This is a genomic window from Vibrio sp. 070316B, assembly GCF_013114115.1.
Classification (GTDB): Bacteria; Pseudomonadota; Gammaproteobacteria; order Enterobacterales; family Vibrionaceae; genus Vibrio; species Vibrio chagasii_B.
Genome location: NZ_VTYC01000035.1, coordinates 17,962 through 34,942, shown reverse-complemented (window position 1 = coordinate 34,942; position 16,981 = coordinate 17,962). Strand labels below are relative to the sequence as shown.

General features: G+C 44.8%; 18 protein-coding genes and 1 pseudogene. 7 read left to right on the top strand and 12 right to left on the bottom strand.

Going from position 1 to position 16,981, the window contains the following annotated elements:
* Positions 1 to 78: 78 nt before the first annotated feature.
* Positions 79 to 513: a MarR family winged helix-turn-helix transcriptional regulator gene (locus F0251_RS20520; protein WP_061031305.1), complete on the bottom strand. Its 435-nt coding sequence runs from the start codon at positions 511 to 513 to the stop codon at positions 79 to 81.
* Between the two features lie 97 nt (positions 514 to 610).
* On the opposite strand from F0251_RS20520, the gene F0251_RS20515 reads away from it, so the two are divergent.
* The 4 genes from F0251_RS20515 to F0251_RS20500 all read left to right on the top strand — a co-directional run bounded on the left by F0251_RS20515 (position 611) and on the right by F0251_RS20500 (position 3,993).
* Positions 611 to 1,102 (top strand): DUF2798 domain-containing protein, encoded by a 492-nt coding sequence (locus F0251_RS20515; protein ID WP_061031304.1) that lies wholly within the window; start codon positions 611 to 613, stop codon positions 1,100 to 1,102.
* Between the two features lie 34 nt (positions 1,103 to 1,136).
* Positions 1,137 to 1,442 (top strand): DUF3861 domain-containing protein, encoded by a 306-nt coding sequence (locus F0251_RS20510; RefSeq protein WP_065584990.1) that lies wholly within the window; start codon positions 1,137 to 1,139, stop codon positions 1,440 to 1,442.
* Positions 1,443 to 1,648: 206 nt separating this feature from the next.
* Positions 1,649 to 2,413: a hydratase gene (locus tag F0251_RS20505; protein WP_171731700.1), complete on the top strand. Its 765-nt coding sequence runs from the start codon at positions 1,649 to 1,651 to the stop codon at positions 2,411 to 2,413.
* Positions 2,414 to 2,634: 221 nt separating this feature from the next.
* Positions 2,635 to 3,993 carry a Na+/H+ antiporter NhaC family protein gene (locus F0251_RS20500; protein WP_171731699.1) on the top strand — a complete coding sequence of 453 codons (1,359 nt, stop codon included), beginning with the start codon at positions 2,635 to 2,637 and terminating at the stop codon, positions 3,991 to 3,993.
* 122 nt (positions 3,994 to 4,115) lie between these two features.
* Here F0251_RS20500 and F0251_RS20495 read toward each other — a convergent pair whose 3' ends face one another.
* Positions 4,116 to 4,676, bottom strand: coding sequence for a cysteine hydrolase family protein (locus tag F0251_RS20495; protein WP_105057960.1), 561 nt, complete (start codon positions 4,674 to 4,676; stop codon positions 4,116 to 4,118).
* A gap of 89 nt (positions 4,677 to 4,765) precedes the next feature.
* Here F0251_RS20495 and F0251_RS20490 point away from each other — a divergent pair, with 89 nt between their 5' ends.
* A complete protein-coding gene (locus F0251_RS20490) occupies positions 4,766 to 5,722 on the top strand; it encodes a GlxA family transcriptional regulator (protein WP_171731698.1) in 957 nt (318 codons plus the stop codon).
* A gap of 107 nt (positions 5,723 to 5,829) precedes the next feature.
* On the top strand, positions 5,830 to 6,879 hold the full coding sequence (locus tag F0251_RS20485; RefSeq protein WP_171731697.1) for an AraC family transcriptional regulator: 1,050 nt from the start codon (positions 5,830 to 5,832) through the stop codon (positions 6,877 to 6,879).
* Positions 6,880 to 6,896: 17 nt separating this feature from the next.
* Here the strand turns inward: F0251_RS20485 and F0251_RS20480 are convergent.
* The 4 genes and pseudogenes from F0251_RS20480 to F0251_RS20465 all read right to left on the bottom strand — a co-directional run bounded on the left by F0251_RS20480 (position 6,897) and on the right by F0251_RS20465 (position 11,746).
* A pseudogene (locus F0251_RS20480) lies at positions 6,897 to 7,912 on the bottom strand (alpha/beta hydrolase family protein).
* Between the two features lie 124 nt (positions 7,913 to 8,036).
* On the bottom strand, positions 8,037 to 9,197 hold the full coding sequence (locus tag F0251_RS20475) for a multidrug effflux MFS transporter (RefSeq protein WP_061031345.1): 1,161 nt from the start codon (positions 9,195 to 9,197) through the stop codon (positions 8,037 to 8,039).
* A 256-nt stretch (positions 9,198 to 9,453) separates the two neighbouring features.
* Positions 9,454 to 9,837, bottom strand: a complete 384-nt coding sequence (locus tag F0251_RS20470) for a hypothetical protein (protein WP_171731696.1) — start codon at positions 9,835 to 9,837, stop codon at positions 9,454 to 9,456.
* Positions 9,838 to 10,033: 196 nt separating this feature from the next.
* Entirely contained in the window at positions 10,034 to 11,746 is a 1,713-nt protein-coding gene (locus F0251_RS20465) for an RluA family pseudouridine synthase (RefSeq protein WP_171731695.1), read from the bottom strand.
* Positions 11,747 to 12,032: 286 nt separating this feature from the next.
* Between F0251_RS20465 and F0251_RS20460 the strand changes: the two genes are divergently transcribed.
* Positions 12,033 to 12,485 carry an NUDIX pyrophosphatase gene (locus F0251_RS20460; RefSeq protein WP_061031294.1) on the top strand — a complete coding sequence of 151 codons (453 nt, stop codon included), beginning with the start codon at positions 12,033 to 12,035 and terminating at the stop codon, positions 12,483 to 12,485.
* 76 nt (positions 12,486 to 12,561) lie between these two features.
* On the opposite strand, the gene F0251_RS20455 is transcribed toward F0251_RS20460, so the two are convergent.
* The 6 genes from F0251_RS20455 to F0251_RS20430 all read right to left on the bottom strand — a co-directional run bounded on the left by F0251_RS20455 (position 12,562) and on the right by F0251_RS20430 (position 16,961).
* The gene (locus tag F0251_RS20455; RefSeq protein WP_061031293.1) at positions 12,562 to 12,987 is read right to left on the bottom strand and encodes a bifunctional diaminohydroxyphosphoribosylaminopyrimidine deaminase/5-amino-6-(5-phosphoribosylamino)uracil reductase RibD; all 426 of its coding nucleotides are present in this window, start codon (positions 12,985 to 12,987) and stop codon (positions 12,562 to 12,564) included.
* A gap of 144 nt (positions 12,988 to 13,131) precedes the next feature.
* Positions 13,132 to 13,686: a nucleotidyltransferase family protein gene (locus F0251_RS20450; protein ID WP_061031292.1), complete on the bottom strand. Its 555-nt coding sequence runs from the start codon at positions 13,684 to 13,686 to the stop codon at positions 13,132 to 13,134.
* Positions 13,683 to 13,973, bottom strand: coding sequence for a putative quinol monooxygenase (locus tag F0251_RS20445; protein ID WP_116870919.1), 291 nt, complete (start codon positions 13,971 to 13,973; stop codon positions 13,683 to 13,685). The genes F0251_RS20450 and F0251_RS20445 overlap by 4 nt, the downstream gene beginning before the upstream one ends.
* A 908-nt stretch (positions 13,974 to 14,881) precedes the next feature.
* Positions 14,882 to 15,739 (bottom strand): hypothetical protein, encoded by an 858-nt coding sequence (locus tag F0251_RS20440; protein ID WP_061031290.1) that lies wholly within the window; start codon positions 15,737 to 15,739, stop codon positions 14,882 to 14,884.
* Positions 15,739 to 16,593 (bottom strand): ABC transporter ATP-binding protein, encoded by an 855-nt coding sequence (locus F0251_RS20435; protein ID WP_061031289.1) that lies wholly within the window; start codon positions 16,591 to 16,593, stop codon positions 15,739 to 15,741. Before F0251_RS20435 ends, F0251_RS20440 begins: the two co-directional genes overlap by 1 nt.
* On the bottom strand, positions 16,590 to 16,961 hold the full coding sequence (locus tag F0251_RS20430) for a GntR family transcriptional regulator (protein ID WP_004740059.1): 372 nt from the start codon (positions 16,959 to 16,961) through the stop codon (positions 16,590 to 16,592). The genes F0251_RS20435 and F0251_RS20430 overlap by 4 nt, the downstream gene beginning before the upstream one ends.
* Positions 16,962 to 16,981 lie beyond the last annotated feature (20 nt).

The following is a 16,981-nucleotide window of genomic DNA, read 5'->3' as shown; positions in this document are numbered from 1 at the left end:
ACACAAAACGCCACCAATCGTACGATCCGGTGGCGTTTTTGCTTTTTGAAACGAATGACTTGTTTGAAAGGGCTTCTTCTACTTAGCGCAATCTTCCAGATTCTTAGCCATTTTGTTGGCGACTTTTCGGAACTGTTCTAGTTCATCTTCGGCCATGCCTTTGGTCATTCTCTGCAGCATCTCTCGATCAATATTCGAGACCTTACCCATGATCTCTTCACCCTTATCGGTCAGAACCAATAGCTGGCTACGCTTGTCTTCTGGGTTTGGAGATTTCTTCACAAGCTCTTGATTGATCAACGCATTAACTAATCTCGTAACCTGCGCTTTATCGCGGTTTAAGAAGTGAGCGATATCGATAGCCGTACATGGAGATTTCTTAGTAATGATCTTCATGACACGAATATTCATGGGTGCGATCTCAGAATCTAAGCTCTCAATCTGCTCGCTCATTTGACGTTTCAAAGAGTGCACCAAGCGAAAGATGGATTCTAGCGATGTGTTATCAGACATAAACGATCCTCAGAAATGTAGTTGACAATATCAACCACTGTATTTATAGTTGACATTATCAACTTAATTATTCGTAAATTCAAGACAGGAAATAGATATGACGATTCAAGCAACACTAACGCCAACTCTTCCTGAGCAAAAAGGTACACCCGTTTTATATAAAATTTTGGTCATGATGAGCTTAATGCTAACCATTGGCGGCAGCTTAACGGCCGTGATGACCTACATGAATGTCGGGTTCGGTGAGGCATTCATTGGCAACTGGCTCTCTTCGTTAGCGCTAGTTGTCGTGATTATGATGCCAATTGGCATGGTGATGATGACTTTGGTGACTAAGTTGGTCGCTAAGGTATTGCCCAATTACGGCGAGAAAGCTCGCAACCTAATCGTGGGATTGATTATGGCGTTTATCATGGAGTCCATCATGGCATTTGTAACAGCGGCAAATAACATTGGATTTTCGGATACATCGGCGTTTACCAGTGGATGGTTTAATGGATTTATTGCCGCACTTCCCATTGGCCTTGCGATCATGGTCGTGATGTCGATGACGGTTAAACCTAAGCTCGAACGATTCATGAAGAGCTAACCAAAACACTTTTTAAGCATTTTAGGAGATCCACATGAAAGCATTCACAGGCAAACACAATAACTACCGTATCACTATCGAAGAAGTGAATATCAAAGAAGATCGTGAACTGCAAACCATGCAGTTTGAAATTGAAGACAGAGAAAATATGTTCGCGATTGTTGAGAAGATCAAACAAGACAGCGGCTTAGACGAGCAATCAGCAGCGCGACTAGGAGTGAGTATTCGCTTGCTAGGTCCATTGATGATGCAAGATAGAAAACACCCTCTGTTTGTTGATTTCATGCCTCACTTCAGAAACTTCATGCAGAATCTGAAGAAGACGTTGAAAGGGCAGTAAAGCCTAATCATCAGCAATACATCGAAAAGCCAGTAAGCAACTTACTGGCTTTTATGTTCTTTAAATCAAAATAATTTCAGTTGTTTGCGTCTAGAATATGTGAAAATTGAGGGCTGAATTTTCGGTGGTGCATCGTTGTTGAATTGTCTATTCAAGCTTCAATAAATCCGATATTATACGGGTCATAAAAATAAAGGTGGTATTATATGATAAATGTATTTAGACAAGCGGCTGAAGAACTGCTAAGTCGCCGCGTTGCGGGAACCAAAGCACCAAGATTGAACGAACAGTACCGTCCGAACAACTTGGAAGATGCGCTAAAGATTCAATCATCAATGATCGATCTCAAGAGCGATAAAGTCGGTGGTTGGAAGTGTTTACTTCCTCTGGCTGAAGACAAGTTTGTTGTTGCACCTATCTTTTCGGGTAGCGTTCAACAAGGTGAAGTTTGCGAACTGTTTGCTGACAACGACGTAGTGCGTGTTGAGCCTGAAATTGCATTCACGCTTGCTAAGAGCCTGCCTGCAAACCAAGAAGGCTACAGCGAAGAGCAAATCAACGACGCGATCGGTTCTTGCCACATGGCACTTGAGCTAATGCAGTCTCGTTTTGCTGATGACAGCGGCGCTGAGTTCTACGAAAAGCTTGCTGACGGCCTAGTAAACCAAGGTTTGTTCATTGGTCCAGAGATTGATCGTGAAAAAGCATTCACTTCTGCTGAGATCAATATCGAAGTGACTCAAGGCGAACAAGTTCAAGCGTTCGCAGGTAAGCACCCAAATACATTACCACCAAGCCCTATCTACTGGCTGATTAACTACATGACTCGTCGTGGCGTTGATTTCCAAGCGGGTGAAGCCATTATCACGGGCTCTTACTGCGGTATCGTGGAGATCGGCTTCGATAAGCCGACGACTTTCCACTACGAAGGCATTGGTGAATACCAAGTGACGTTCAAACAAAAAAGCTAAACTAGCAAGCGCACTAAATAAGCAAAAGCGAGTTTCTGTGTAAACGCTATCTATTCTCGAAAGGCTATTTACTGGTGAGTAAATAGCCTTTTCTATTATGTGATGTTCAATGGTGTGCTTATTACTTTGCATTAAATTGGGCGTTTAGACGTCTAGACGTTGACAAGTCCTAAGTGTGACATTAGTCTGCTCTCCTTCCTGTTCTATTGTGTTGTCGTTCCATGTCCAATTCGAAAAATTCTAATGCGGTAATTGCCCCTTCGGCAGTGGCGCTTATCCCTCTGATCGTGTTCCTTGCGCTTTTTATCGGCGTAGGTACCTACCTGTCGCTGCAAGGCGTCGATTTTGCTTTCTATCAGCTTCCAGCTCCGATTGCGGCTCTACCTGCTGTGATGTTGGCGCTGCTGTTGAGCAAAGATAAATTGAACCGTGCTATCGAACAGTTCTTAAGTGGAGTAGGTCACAAAGACATTATCGCAATGTGTATGATCTACCTATTGGCAGGTGCTTTTGCAGCCGTTGCTAAGGCTTCTGGTGGTGTTGATGCGACGGTAAATCTTGGTCTATCTGCGATTCCGACAAGCATGATTCTACCGGGTATCTTCCTTATTTCGGCTTTCATTGCGACCGCAATGGGCACATCTATGGGTACCATCGCAGCTGTAGCACCTGTAGCACTAGGCATTGCTGATTCAGCAGGCATGAGCATTCCACTAACTGCAGGCGTTGTTTTAAGTGGCGCGATGTTTGGTGACAACCTTTCTATCATCTCTGATACCACGATTGCTGCGACGCGCTCGCAAGGCTGTGAGATGAGAGACAAGTTTAAAGAGAACATCCGTATCGCACTTCCTGCTGCACTAATCGCGATTGTTATCTTTGCTTTTAACAGCACGGCAACTCAAGTACCTGAAACGGGTCCTATCGAGTGGCTGAAAGTACTGCCGTACATCACTATCTTAATTCTTGCAGTATCAGGTATGAATGTGTTCGTTGTGCTAACCATCGGTATCATACTGGCAGGTGGCGTTAGCTTAGGTTCTGTGGAGAACTACGGCTTAACGGATTACGCTCAAGATATCTATGCAGGCTTTGGCAACATGCAGGAAATTTTCTTACTGTCGATGTTGATCGGTGGTTTGAGTGAGCTGATGCGTCGCCAAGGTGGCCTAGCTTTCTTGACTAACCTAGTCAGTAGCATGATTCGTGCATTCGGCTCTTCACACTCTAAGCAAGCGAACGGCCGCGCAAGTGAGTTGGGTATTGCTGGTTTGGTGTCTATGGTCAACATGTGCACGGCAAACAACACCGTAGCGATTATTGTGTCTGGTAGCGTGGCTCGTCAATTAGCAGAAGAGAACGATGTATCTCCACGTCGCTCAGCAAGTTTATTGGATATCTTCTCTTGTGTGATTCAAGGTGTGTTGCCATACGGTGCTCAGGTATTGTTATTAGGTTCGGTATTTAACCTATCTCCGCTAGAGATTGTTTCTAACTCGTACTACTGTTTCGCATTGGCTATTGTTGCTATCGTTGCTGTGTTTATTAAGCATCCTGCGCGTCAAACTGCAGCGGCATAATAAAACTACGTTTCTAGTAAAAAGGCGCCTTAATCGGCGCCTTTTTTGTGCTTTTAATATGTAGACCGTCAGTTTAGGTGGCAATCACGAATCTGAGTGCTTACCACATAGGCGGATCTTGATTAAAGCAGCTTCTCTAGCTCGTTTGCTGTGGCAACGTTGCTATAACCAAAGCTAAGTGCTGCCATGAATGCGGCGTGAACATGTGCTGCCGGTACTTTAACGCCATTGAACTCCATATCCAGTGTAGTGCAAGCATCATGGGCGACGTGACATTCATAACCCAAGTCAGTTGCTGCGCGAGTCACTGCGTCAATACACATGTGGCTCATCGCGCCGACAATGATTAGCCTTTCAACGCCTTGTTCCTTCAATACTTTGTCCAGTTCTGTATCTCTAAAGCTATTGATCTGCTGTTTCACAATCACTGGCTCACCTTGCAGAGGTGCTACGCTGCTATGGATTTGAGCACCATCGGAATGTGGCAAGAAGAACGGTGCTTCATTGGTTGGAAATTCATGGCGTACATGAACAATTGGTCGTTTCTTATTGCGGAATGTCTCGAGTAATTGCGCGCCTTTTTCTGCCGCTTTTTCTGTTTCAGAGAGTGCCCATTTCGCGCCTTCGTATGAAGGAAAGTAGTCGTTTTGGAAATCAATAAGTAGTAGTGCAGTATTGCTCATAATCCATACCTTTGTTGTTAATGTCTTGTGGTGTAGGGATATTATGACTACTCTCTATTTTTTAACGCACGTCAAAAATGACAGACTCTATGGCAATAGTGACAAAATCAGTAAAGGTCGAAATCATCGATTACCCAGGCTCTCTGCAGAGCGCTGTGTTTGGAGTAAAAGAGTTCCTTCAGATGGCGAACAGCCTTGATTCTGAAAGTGAAACGGTTCAGTTCCAGGTTGAGATTAAGCCTTATGGCGACTTATCGGTTTCATCGGGTAACTCAAATGAAGAGTCTAAAGCCAATATCATTTTATTGCCGCCCAACCTAGATGGCAGCTACTACCTAGAGCGTGATGATAGGCTAACGGATTACCTGATTGACTCTCATCAAAAGGGTTCAATATTGTGTTCAGCGTGCGCTGGCGTGTTCATTCTTGCTCAAACCGGATTGCTAGAAGGGCGAACCGTCACCACGCACTGGCAAGCTCAACAACTGTTTTCGGAGCTCCATACTGGAATCGAAGTGGATATCGATAAAATTCTGATCGATGACGATGACATCATTACTGCTGGTGGTTTGATGTCGTGGATGGATTTGGCTCTGTTTATCCTGACTAAATACACGACGCCAACCAATACGCGTAATTTGGGTAAATATCTGGTGTTGGATACGGGGCTGAGAGAGCAGCGCTACTACCAAAGTTTTGTACCTAACTACGCTCATGGGAATGACAAGATTGTGTCTGTGCAGCGCTTTATTCAAAAGAATCACCACCTTCCTTTGACACTCGATCAATTGTCGGAGGAAGCCTTCATGACGCGACGAACCTTTATTCGACAATTTACCAAAGCGACGACCTTGACTCCGATTAACTATATTCAACACGTGCGTGTTCAAAGCGCGTGTGAGCTACTGGAAAGCTCACACAAACCGGTAGAACAAATCAGCTACTTAGTTGGGTATGAAGATGTAAACAGCTTCCGAAAAGTCTTTATGAAAATCATTGGCTTAACGCCATCAAGGTTTCGCTCTAGATTTTTATCAGAGGAATGATTTACCATAGATTGATATTCAATATGTATCACTGGTTCGCTCACTTACTTCGATAATGAAGTGTTTGAAGAGGAAGTGATCTTTTCTCGAACTTAAACGGACTGTTGATGCTTGCTATTCCTTTACCATTTGTCGCTGCGCTGTTGTTATTGATGACAGGTGTGCTGCTTCGATGCCGTTACCCACAAACCAGTCAAAAGCCATTTTGGTTTATCATTCTCTGCGCGTTAATGGTTACTGTGGTAGGCCTGCGATGGACGGTAGACATTGCGCTGTTTCGTCTCTTACAACCCATTCTCGGAGCCAGTGTTCCTGCGGCGGCTTGGCTGTGCTTTGCGGGGGCTCATCGAAGTAAACCAAACACAAACTTGCATTGGTTAGGTCCGATTGCTGTTTTAGTTGGCTCACTTTTCTACACGCACCTCTGGGCGGGAACCCTTGATGTATTGCTGATATTGCTCTATCTCGGCTATGGTGGTTTGCTGTTGAAGTCGTCGAGCACCGTGCCGGAACAAGTGCGGCTAACCGATATCTCGAAAGTGTTGGTTGCTGAACGGGTTGCAGGTGTAATGCTACTATTCTCCGCTTTGGTAGACAGTGTGCTCTCTTACGATATCTTGCTGTTGAACGCGCAGCACACCAACCTGATTTTATCGATTAGCTACCTTGTTTTTATTCCAGCCATTGTGTCCGCTGTGATGGTGGTCAGTATTAGCACGCCTGCTGAAGAAAAAAATCAGCAAGCGCAGGCTTTCTCTCCCATGTCACAACGCTCGCCAGAAGAGGCGAGCAGCTTAGATAAAGACCAAGCTGAAGAAACAGCTCAGATCATGGCTAAGTTCGATGCATTAATGAGGGAGCATCAATTATTTAAGGATCCTGACCTGTCTCTCAATCGCTTGGCACGAAAGCTAGGCATTCCTGCTCGTAAGATATCTTCTGCAGTTAATCAAACTCACCAACAGAACATTTCGAAGGTGATTAACGCCTATCGAGTTGAGTACGCTAAGGCGCTCCTGAAGCAAACGGATGAAGCGATAACTGACATTTTCCTTAGTTCAGGCTTTCAGACTAAGTCTAACTTCAATAGGGAGTTTTCAAGGATTACTGGGCAAACTCCGAGTGAGTTTCGAAGTTCGCCACAAATGTTAGGTTGAGTGTGTTTTCTTTTTGTTTATCGATTCAGAAAGCGAGCGATGTCATTGAAGAAGAGATTATGTAACTGGTCACGTGATGTACCAACGCCATCTTTACAAATAATGCCATCCCCTGGCACCTCTTCATTCAGCATGGCTATAGCTCCGGGTTTACAGCCTTGAATGAAGCTGAAATGGGTGGCGTTTTCATAGACCTTGTAGCGTCTTGAGTTCAGTGGCATGTGCTCGGCAATATAGCCAGACTCCAATGTCTGAGGAAGATCTCCTATATCGATCCCAGCAGCCAGTATTAAAGTTGGTACTGTGATGCCATTTAAGCTGCCGACTGAAAAGCTACGAGCAAGCCCTAAATCAAGGCTGACCACACGTTGAATTCTTGGATCTGAAAGATCTTTATTGTTTGATTCTTTAGCTTGGACTTTGGATAGCCCTAACTCTTCAGCAAGCCCACAAGTTCGTGGGTTGGGGTAGTTGAGACAATTGGTCTCAAAAATTTGCCTGTCGATTCTTGCTCCTGCCAGTTGCATCACTGTCCAACCACCCAATGAATGCCGATTGCGCTAACGTTATCGGCGCTAGCAGACTGCTTCCACGGGGCTTCGGATAACAAGTAGTCCAGCATACGCGATACATCTCGTGGCCTTTCCCACCACTTTGCTGCTTGTTCTGGAGACTGGTTGAAAGAGGTGGTACCCGAATGATCGGTGGCTGCTACGATGTAGCCACGACTCGCAAGTTTGGTCGCCAACCAGTTTTGGTTTCGCCAATTTCCTCGATAGCCATGCGATAAAAGCACCACAGGAAAGGTACCTGATTGAACCTCCCCATCCCTGATGACTTGCGTACCGATGAAGGCGGGGTTATCGCCAATTAAGGTTGTGTCTGATTTATCTGATGTGGGATACCAAATGGCAGTATTTAGCGGGCGATTAGGGTCGTCAGTTAAGGTGACTTGAGTGAATCCGACATCGAACGCGACGGAAGAATTGCAAAGAAGAAGTAGGGGTATGAACAGTAAATGTGTCCAATTCATGGTATTAATTCCAATTGAGGTGATTGGAGTTAATATGCGCTAAGGCTAGGTATCACGAGACCTCGAACACGATCGAGGACGCCCTAAATCGTGTTTAAGTACAAGATTAGATATTGGAACAACCTTAATTCAGCTTCGTCGTCACATACTCTTTGTTTCTAACCATTAGCCACATCAAGCCGCCTAGGGTGCCGACGGATAATTGGATGAAGCCTAGGTTTTCAATCAACGAGTCTGGGCGGATTGAAACTAAGACCATGCCTAGCGAGCCACAGATCATGCTAAAGAATTGAATCAGTGCAACTGCAGAGCCTGTGTCGTGGTCTTGCTGGTTCAGCATCAAGTTAGTGCCGGGTACTCGCATGATGATCGCCATCAGTGTCGCTGGTGCAGCGATGAACATGAAGAACCAAGGGGACAGGTCACCAATAGTTAGGGTGAAGATGCCCGCAAGCGCCAATAAAGCAAAACATCCGGTGATGACTTTTTGAACTGGCATGCGATAGGACAACTTCATATAAATGGTTGGCCCGAATGAGGCGCACAATGCGTTGAATGCGAACGCGTAACTGAATTGTTGTTCGGTGAGTCCGAAGTCATTGATGTAAATGTACGATCCTGCAGCTAGAAAGCCCATCAGCGCCATTGGTGTGATAGAGAAAATGACCAGTAGCTTGACGAACGAGCGGTTTTTCATGACTACGCCCATTCTTCCCCATGAACGGAACATAGAACCTTGGTACTTGGTTTCAAGTGTTTCTCGATAGCAGAACGCTAATACTGAGGCGAATGCGCCAAAAATCGCGAGAGTGACGAACATCATTCTCCAAGATGCGATCTTTAACAGGAAGGCACCAAATACAGGCGCGACCATGGGTGCGATAATCACTAGTGACATGATAGTCGCCATGATCTTTTCACGTTCACGACCTTCATAAAGGTCTTTCACAATGGCGGTGGCAATAACCGTGATGGCACTGCCCGCAAACGCTTGGAAGATACGAGCACTTATTAGCTGTTCGATGCTGTGAGTCATTGCACACAGAATGCTCGCCACCATATAACTCGCCAAGCCAATCAATAGAATCGGCTTACGGCCAAATTTTTCACTGAGTGGTCCCCAGAATAACAGGCCGACTGCATAGGTAACGAAGTAGCTGCTTAGGGTTAGGTTGACCATCGATTGATCGGTATTGAACACCTCGACCATTTGCGGAAGTGCCGGCAAATAAAGATCGATGGTTAGCGGAGGAAACGCGCTGATAATCACGAGGAAAAATAGCATACCGGTCTTACCCAGTACTGGTTGTGGTTTCTTCAAGGTCTCTCCCCGTTATCCAAGAAAAGATTTCTAATGGATGTAATGTTGTGTTTCAGAAGGCGTAGACACATCAAACATGAACTCGCTAAAGAAGGTAGCGAAAGCCTCTGAGATATTGTCTGACTGCTAAATTGTATTACAAAACATTATCACTCTTATAGTTAATAACTTCAACCAGTTAGTGATAAGGGTTGTCGGTAATATTTACCTTCTGAACCTGCTATCTTTTTCTCGAACGCTTTTCTACTAGCCCGTTTCTTTCTAAGCCACGTCTTACACTGCTGCATAGCTTACCGAAGCGACGCAGTTCTTCGAAGTTTGGCCCTTGTCCCATTGAGATACTGTGTTCCCAGTACATCAATTCTGTGTCGACCATCTCTAGCAGTTTCTTAGAGCAACCCGAGCAGTTTCCTTTTGGCCCACAGATAAACGTTTCTGATTCGTATAGAGGGAGTTCGTTTTTCACTTCTTCGATCAGATTTAACATGGCCGAATTCAGATCCGGTTTTCTGGTCGTAATTGTTTTTAACTCTTTTGGTGTTTGAGCAGCAATCAAAGAAGATGTCTGAGTATTAGGGTGTAAATTCAAAGCAGCTGATGACATATCAAAGGCCTCAAGGAAAGTTGAAGAGGGGCATCCTACGCCTCACAACAAAATGAACCTTGATGTAGTGCAATAAGCGTGGCGATATACCCGAAAGAGGTAGGAGAAACAAGCGGGTGAAAATAGAGGGAAGTGAACGGAGGAGCCACAAATGGTGTGACTCCTTATCATTAAGGCTCGTTATTGATGATAGCCTTTAGAACTCTGCATCGAACTGGAATTCCATCCACTCTTTGGTGATTGGGTGGTGCAGTGCGAGCCTTTCTGCGTGTAGGTGAAGACGGTCAGCTTTGTTGCCATACAAGCCATCACCGACGATAGGCATATGAAGCCCTTCTTCATGTGAACAGTGAACACGTAACTGGTGTGTACGCCCTGTTTTAGGGTGCAGGTAAACCTTAGTGGTTTGCTCGTTTCGCTCAATCACTTCCCATTTGGTTTCTGCAGGTTTACCATGTTCGTAGCAGACAATCTGACGAGGGCGGTCATACAAATCACCACGCAGTGGCAGTCGAACATAGCCTTCATCTTCTGCTAGAACGCCTTCAATCATTGCGACATATCGCTTCTCGACTTCACGAGTAATGAACTGCTTCTGCAAGCTTTTGTTTGCACGTCGAGTGAGGGCGAATATCAGAATGCCAGAGGTCGCCATGTCCAAACGGTGGATCACGAACGGCCCTTCCACATCGGGATGCATTTCCTGAACGCGAGTGTAGGCGGAATCTTTGATGGTTTTACCTGGTACGGAAAGAAACCCTGCCGGCTTATGAACCACAACAATGTGCTCATCTTGGAACAGAATATCGAGCTCTTTGCCTTCCGCTGGGTTCTCTAATAGTGGATTTGGATCCACTTCAAGACCTTTCATCATATGACCAAGGATCGGTACACATTTGCTTTGGCAAGAGGCGTAGTATTTCTTGTGTTTGCGGATCTCTGATTTCGGTGAGCGCCCCCACCAAAACTCAGCCAGTGCCAATGGTGTGTAACCGTTCAAGTACGCGTATTGAAGCAATTTAGGGGCAGCACATTCGCCAGAGCCTGCTGGCGGTATCTTGTTTGGCGTGTTTTCAAAGATTTGGTTAAGGTCTTCAACGTTTCCTTCCGCATTTTGGAAAGCGTACTGTGAAAACAACTTGTGTTGGAGCTGATGAGAAATGTGTGCTCTTTGCTCTTTGAGTTCAGCCAATTGAGTTTTAAAGACATCAACTTTGCCTTGAAGCTCATTTAGGGTCTGTTCCCAGTTGAGTTTAAGGTACTTCTGCTGATTCTTGTCGGCTACACTGGCTTTGTTTAGCTCGTTATTTAGCTGCTCGAAAGCCTGCTCATCAAGGTTTGCTTTGCCTTGTTCACGTTGCGCTTTACGTGTTTTGCGGCCTTCAATGATCAACAAGCGTTGAGCTTCAATATCTTGTTCTGCCTGCGCTTTTTGCTGTGTTAATTGTTCACACAACTCTAGATATTCTGCGTTAGCTTGCAGTGCTTTGAATTTTGCATTCACAGCCATCATGTCGGCTGTATCTTGATGGAAAAAACTGTCGCTGCTTAGCATGTCAAATACTGGTGGCACAAAGTGGGGCAGTAGATTTTGGTCGGCGATTTTCCCAGAGAAAGCAGAGAAGTAACCAAGTTCACCTTCAGGGCTTTTCACCAGTAATACACCAAACATTTTGCCGCGACCTTCATCAGAATCTAGCCCGAAGTCGTGTTGCCAGTCGGTTTGTGTTTCTAGATGCTGTTGAAGCTGTTGAGATGCGATTTCACATAGTGGGTGTGGTTCGTAATAAAACGGAAAGGTGAAACGCTCTGGCAACGAATATGACTCGATCGGCTGTTGAAAGCGAGTGAAGCAATGCTCAGGTGTGTGGCTGTTTTCTGAGTCGTGTGCGGAGTTTGATGAGTGCATATAGTTGTCTTACTTTATGTTGATAAATGACTGTGGGCCTATGGCCGATGCTTTGAGAGCATAAATACAGTATAAGGCGGCGATTCTACTCTTTATCGAAAAGCCTCTCAAATAAGAAATAGCGCCTTCGCTTGTAAGAAGTGACATGATTACCTGCGCAATGCTCAAGTGTTCAGGCAAACAATACAAATTAATGATTGGTCTCTCGTTTTTCATTCCAAGAGACGTTTTTGATAAACGAAGGGTGCTAGGCTTGCACGCTTGGTGTTCAAGATAAGGTAACGTTATGATTCCACTCAATACTTCGATTGTGGCTGGTGTCGCTCTTTCTGAGATCGACGGGCAAACAAAAATGCTATTAATGAAGCGTGTGAAAGGTGGGTATTGGTGCCATGTTGCAGGCTCGATCGAAGCGGGTGAAACTGGCTGGCAGGCAATCGTGCGTGAGTTTGAAGAAGAAACCAAGATTGAGGCAAAAGCGCTGTATAACGCTCAATTTCTAGAGCAGTTTTACGAGGCTAACGTCAATGTGATTCAACTCATTCCAATATTTGCCGTGTTGTGCCCACCTAACCAAGCGGTAGAGTTGAACCATGAGCACACTGAGTATCGTTGGTGCAGTTTAGAGGAAGCGAAAGCGTTGGCACCATTCCCTAACCAACATGCGGTTTACGAACATATCTGGTCATACTTTGTTGATAAGCCAGCTAACCCACTTTATCGAGTAGACGTGGGTTAGACCTGGTTTGGTGGATGTTGAGTAACGAGTGCTCAATAAGCTTAGCGCAATAGCTAAACTCTACAGGTGCTGAGCTCTAAGACTTACCAAGATATGGGGTTAAAAAGGCACTCGCTTTTACTTGGCATAGTCCCACGTCAACTTTCACACCATGCGCTTCCAGTATTGCTACACCGCGGCCATTATTACGAGGATCTGGATCGAGCATAGCGACGACAACGTGTTTTACACCGGCTTTAACCAGAGTATTAGCACAAGCTGGTGTCCTACCGACAAAAGAGCACGGCTCTAATGTCACGTAAGCTGTTACGCCTTCCATATCGCCGTCATAGTGATTCAGTGCCTCGACTTCAGCGTGGTTCCCACCAACCTTTTGTGTGTAACCAATAGACACTACTTTATCGTTCTTCACCAAAACACATCCCACTGGTGGGTTTGGTTGACAATCGGGTAGGGCTTGGTGCGAAGCTTCAAGTGCTTGCAGCATGTATTGTTGGTTCATGGTTGTTACTCAGTATGACGAGAAGAAGAAATCGTTTGTTACCGCGTGCGGTTTCGCTAAGAAGTGAGGCATGTTCGATCTGATTGGGCTATTAGTCAATGGTTTTAGCTTTGAAGCTGTTTGATAGTTAGCTGTCAGCAATAGTTAACTCTGGTCAATGGATAACTTCGGCCAATGAGTTAGCCAGTTTTTAGATTGGACTCGTTGATCAAATACGTCGCGACCGCGGTTCGGGTTTGGCGTTATTTTCAAATTGAACAAGCTCTCTAAACCAAAAGCCGATATACACTCGATACGTCCATGGCAGTTTTTCTTTACTGCGATAGCGGTTTCTTTCTCAGGCCAGTAATTCATTGCATCTAGTGTACTTTGATAAGGTTTATCTTGGTTTCGAGTATGCATCTTGGCTTGATTACGAACTTGCCAGTTGAGTTCAGGTAGCCGTTGTTTTAGTTGAGCTTCGTAATCTATGTCCGATTGGTACCCATAATGACCGCGATCAAAGTAGATCACATCAATATCGTTGAGCGGCGTGGGGTTATCAAAGCCATGCAAGTGATCCCAAACTAGATTCCTTACGAAGCCTGCGGCGACATAGCATTGTGGTAGATCTAATTGAGCCACGCACTCTAAGATTTTTGTTCGCAGTGGATCTTGTTCGATCAAGGCTGCGATTTGGTGGGTCAATGCTTGGGTCATGATGGTGTGGTCACATCGGTCACTTGATAGTGACGTGTCACGTTCTTGGTTATCTTGCCCCAGTCAGAGGATCTAACCCTACTTTGGTGGGCTTGAAATGCCTCACGACTGGTGAACTCTTCATAAACTTCGAAACGGTTAGGCTGAAGTGTGCTTTGGCTGACACGAAATACAATACAACCAGGTTCTGCCAGTGTGAGCTCCTTATGAACGACTAGCGCTTGTGTTACCAACTCTAGTTCGTTGTCTGGCACGAGAATATGTCCTTGTAGAATGACCTTACTCATTATTACGTCCATTTAAATTTACTATTACTCGCTTTTTTACTAAAAGCGCCATCCGTGACAAACATAATCCCATTTTGAGTTTGTATCGTATAGACCGGTGTGAATAAAAAACAGCGAGATCCCATTGGACTTAAGTTACCTTGTAACTTATTGTGTGTTGCCAACAAATGTTGGGAACTAAACTTGAGGTAATCCGGTCTATTAAATAGGTATCATAGAACTGTATTGATACTGAAATGAGTTTGTCATCTGAGATATTTAACCTTAAATTCGTAAAACGGCTCATACGATGAAATTGAGCCACAGTTGATATCTAGGTCATACTTTGATGTAAATGGTACTCAGAACTCTTTATATTTTGTGATTTGTATCATTGAACTAGCCGTCAAACACCGTTAGATTCGAATGGTTGGCAATAAAAATAGCTCATGAAGAGCAGCTAAATGAGAAGGAAATATACCTTATGAAAAAAATGAGAAGAGCACAGCTTCATCGCGTTCGTATCCAATACTGGAAAGACACGTCGAAAGAAGCTTCAAAGAAATAAGCTTTATATCTCAAACGATAAAGCGACAAACTTGAAAAGCTGATAGCTTTTCAAACAAAGCCATTTACTGGCGCTAAAACGCAACAAACCGATTTCAATAGTGCTCTCAAGGACCTTCATCTGGTCGGCGACTAAAGAAATCATCCCTCAAAGAGCTGGCAGGCATTCGTTACGATGCAATTTAATGTCAGCTCATTAATACTCTCTTGGTTCATCTTCTCCTCGGCTTACTCTCTGCTTCCTTAAACTATTTCAGATCCAACTACTACCTGAAACTAATTGGCAATAAAAAAGCTCCCGATTTCTCAGAAGCTTTACTACCTTTCTTGTTCTATCGTGTTGCTTATTAGCAGCGATAACTCTATGGCTGGAACAGTGTCTTCAAACTCACATCGTCTGTTCTATTGAGTTTTAGGCTCAGTAGATAGCCACCGATACCAAGCAAGACGTAAATACTCAAAGATAAGATAGAGACGTCAGAGAGCGCGCTGAACGGGTTACTTGCCGTAAGTACTTTCATCGGTAGTGAAGCGATAACAGAAAAGAAGTCATTGATGCCATAGAAACCGAACAGTGCGATAGCCAGCCATTTGATTGCAAAGCTTGAAACAAAGATCACAAGCAATGGCGAGTTAACCAGCTGCGAGATCGCCAGTGTCATTGTCGCTAACGGCAATACCACCAAGGCAACTAACAGCATTCGACCAAAGAATACCAACCAATTGGTGAGCACATAAAACAGTGATTGCTGTTCTACTAATAGCGCCAGTTGTTGCTCGCTAGATACGTTTAGAATCCAGAATAGAACATCGGCAAATAGAACCAATAGGGCGCAGATAGCGGGTATCACCACTAAACCAAAGCCTAGCTTCACACCGTGAGTCAGAGCATTCGATACCGGCATGCTTCTCCAAAACATTGAGCTGCCCTCTTGACGCTCTTTACGCAGTGTTTTTGGGATATACAGCGTTGAAAGCAGCAGTGAAATTAGGCCCGCGCCAAAGTAGATCACTGAGTTAAGGTCTTGTGCGAACTCTCTGTGGATGTCGCTCACATCACCGTTAACTTCCATCTGGAAGAAAAACTCATGCTGTGCCGCGCCATTAAAGAACAGACTCACGAACAGTAACAAACCACACAACGCAACGAATAGAGGTAATCGAGTATTGATTTTGTGCTCGATAAGTTCTTTTTCTAGCATATAAAAACTTGGGTGCATTATGCCTTCTCCGTTTGTGTTGCAAGGAATAGGTCGGCAAGGCCAACGTTGTAGATGTTACCTAGTGATTCAACTTGTGGTTTGTATTGACCTTCCAATAACCATTTAGTCGTTCCTAGCCCCGGTTGTGAAGTGAGTGGTTTCAGTTTTTGAATGTCGCTTGAGTGGTTGTTAGCAACTTCGATAATGAAGTAATCACTCTCGATCGCTTCCATACTTTTCTTCAGCACGCAGCGGCCTTGTTTGAGAATAAGTACATCTGTCAGTAGGTGTTCGATCTCAGAAACCTCATGGCTAGCAATGATCATCGCGCGCTCACCATCGTGGAACCACTCCAACAAGTGACGGTAGAAGGTATCACGGTAAATCAAATCTAGTCCGAGTGTTGGTTCATCCAAAATCAACACTTGAGTGTCGGTGGCAATGATGATCGCCAGATGAACTTGTACTTTCATCCCTTTAGAGAGCTGTTTGATTGTGGAAGAGAGCTTGATGTTGGTGCTACTTAGGGTTAGCTCGGCTTTTTGTCGGTTGAAACTTGGGTGGACACCTTCGGTGTAACGAAGTAGCTGTTTGATGGTCATCCATTCAGGCAGCACATTGACATCAGAGATATACGATAAGTGCTGCATGAGCTCTGCGTGCTGGTGGATTGGGTGGTAGCCGTTGACTTCGATTTCACCCTGATAGTTATGCCCACCAAGCAGTGATTTGATGAGAGTCGATTTACCAGCGCCATTGTGACCAAGTAAACCTAGTACTTGTCCTGGCTTTAGCTCAAAGCTGATGTTCTCTACACCCACTTGATTTGAATAAGCTTTAGTGACGTTTTTCGCGGAAAGTAAAGTACTCATGACTTGTCCTTGATGTGTTGTTCTAGCTGTTTCACGAGTTCTTCGACACTCATATCAATGATGCCTAGCGTCTCAGCGATGGCTGGGATCTGTGTGTTGATGAAAGTTTGGTGTGCGGACTCTTTCAGTTTTTGAAGTGCACCTTCGGCTACATACATACCTTGGCCTCGCTTCTTTTCAACCAAGCCTTCATCAACCAGTAACTGGTAGCTTTTCATGACGGTAAGGTGGTTGATTTTAAGATCAGCAGCAACAGCGCGCACAGAGGGCAGGGCCTGTTGCTCTAGCCAAATACCTTGCAGAATCTGGTCGCTGATCTTAGTGGCAAGCTGCCTAAAGATCGGTTGGTCGTCTTTCCATTCGGTCATAATTAAAACTGCATGGTGAT

Bases quoted from the DNA above. Each gene is read 5' to 3' on its own strand.
- F0251_RS20520 (WP_061031305.1), bottom strand. From the start codon at position 513: ATGTCTGATAACACATCGCTAGAATCCATCTTTCGCTTGGTGCACTCT.
- F0251_RS20515 (WP_061031304.1), top strand. From the start codon at position 611: ATGACGATTCAAGCAACACTAACGCCAACTCTTCCTGAGCAAAAAGGT.
- F0251_RS20510 (WP_065584990.1), top strand. From the start codon at position 1,137: ATGAAAGCATTCACAGGCAAACACAATAACTACCGTATCACTATCGAA.
- F0251_RS20505 (WP_171731700.1), top strand. From the start codon at position 1,649: ATGATAAATGTATTTAGACAAGCGGCTGAAGAACTGCTAAGTCGCCGC.
- F0251_RS20500 (WP_171731699.1), top strand. From the start codon at position 2,635: ATGTCCAATTCGAAAAATTCTAATGCGGTAATTGCCCCTTCGGCAGTG.
- F0251_RS20495 (WP_105057960.1), bottom strand. From the start codon at position 4,676: ATGAGCAATACTGCACTACTACTTATTGATTTCCAAAACGACTACTTT.
- F0251_RS20490 (WP_171731698.1), top strand. From the start codon at position 4,766: ATGGCAATAGTGACAAAATCAGTAAAGGTCGAAATCATCGATTACCCA.
- F0251_RS20485 (WP_171731697.1), top strand. From the start codon at position 5,830: ATGCTTGCTATTCCTTTACCATTTGTCGCTGCGCTGTTGTTATTGATG.
- F0251_RS20475 (WP_061031345.1), bottom strand. From the start codon at position 9,197: ATGCTATTTTTCCTCGTGATTATCAGCGCGTTTCCTCCGCTAACCATC.
- F0251_RS20470 (WP_171731696.1), bottom strand. From the start codon at position 9,837: ATGTCATCAGCTGCTTTGAATTTACACCCTAATACTCAGACATCTTCT.
- F0251_RS20465 (WP_171731695.1), bottom strand. From the start codon at position 11,746: ATGCACTCATCAAACTCCGCACACGACTCAGAAAACAGCCACACACCT.
- F0251_RS20460 (WP_061031294.1), top strand. From the start codon at position 12,033: ATGATTCCACTCAATACTTCGATTGTGGCTGGTGTCGCTCTTTCTGAG.
- F0251_RS20455 (WP_061031293.1), bottom strand. From the start codon at position 12,987: ATGAACCAACAATACATGCTGCAAGCACTTGAAGCTTCGCACCAAGCC.
- F0251_RS20450 (WP_061031292.1), bottom strand. From the start codon at position 13,686: ATGACCCAAGCATTGACCCACCAAATCGCAGCCTTGATCGAACAAGAT.
- F0251_RS20445 (WP_116870919.1), bottom strand. From the start codon at position 13,973: ATGAGTAAGGTCATTCTACAAGGACATATTCTCGTGCCAGACAACGAA.
- F0251_RS20440 (WP_061031290.1), bottom strand. From the start codon at position 15,739: ATGCACCCAAGTTTTTATATGCTAGAAAAAGAACTTATCGAGCACAAA.
- F0251_RS20435 (WP_061031289.1), bottom strand. From the start codon at position 16,593: ATGAGTACTTTACTTTCCGCGAAAAACGTCACTAAAGCTTATTCAAAT.
- F0251_RS20430 (WP_004740059.1), bottom strand. From the start codon at position 16,961: ATGACCGAATGGAAAGACGACCAACCGATCTTTAGGCAGCTTGCCACT.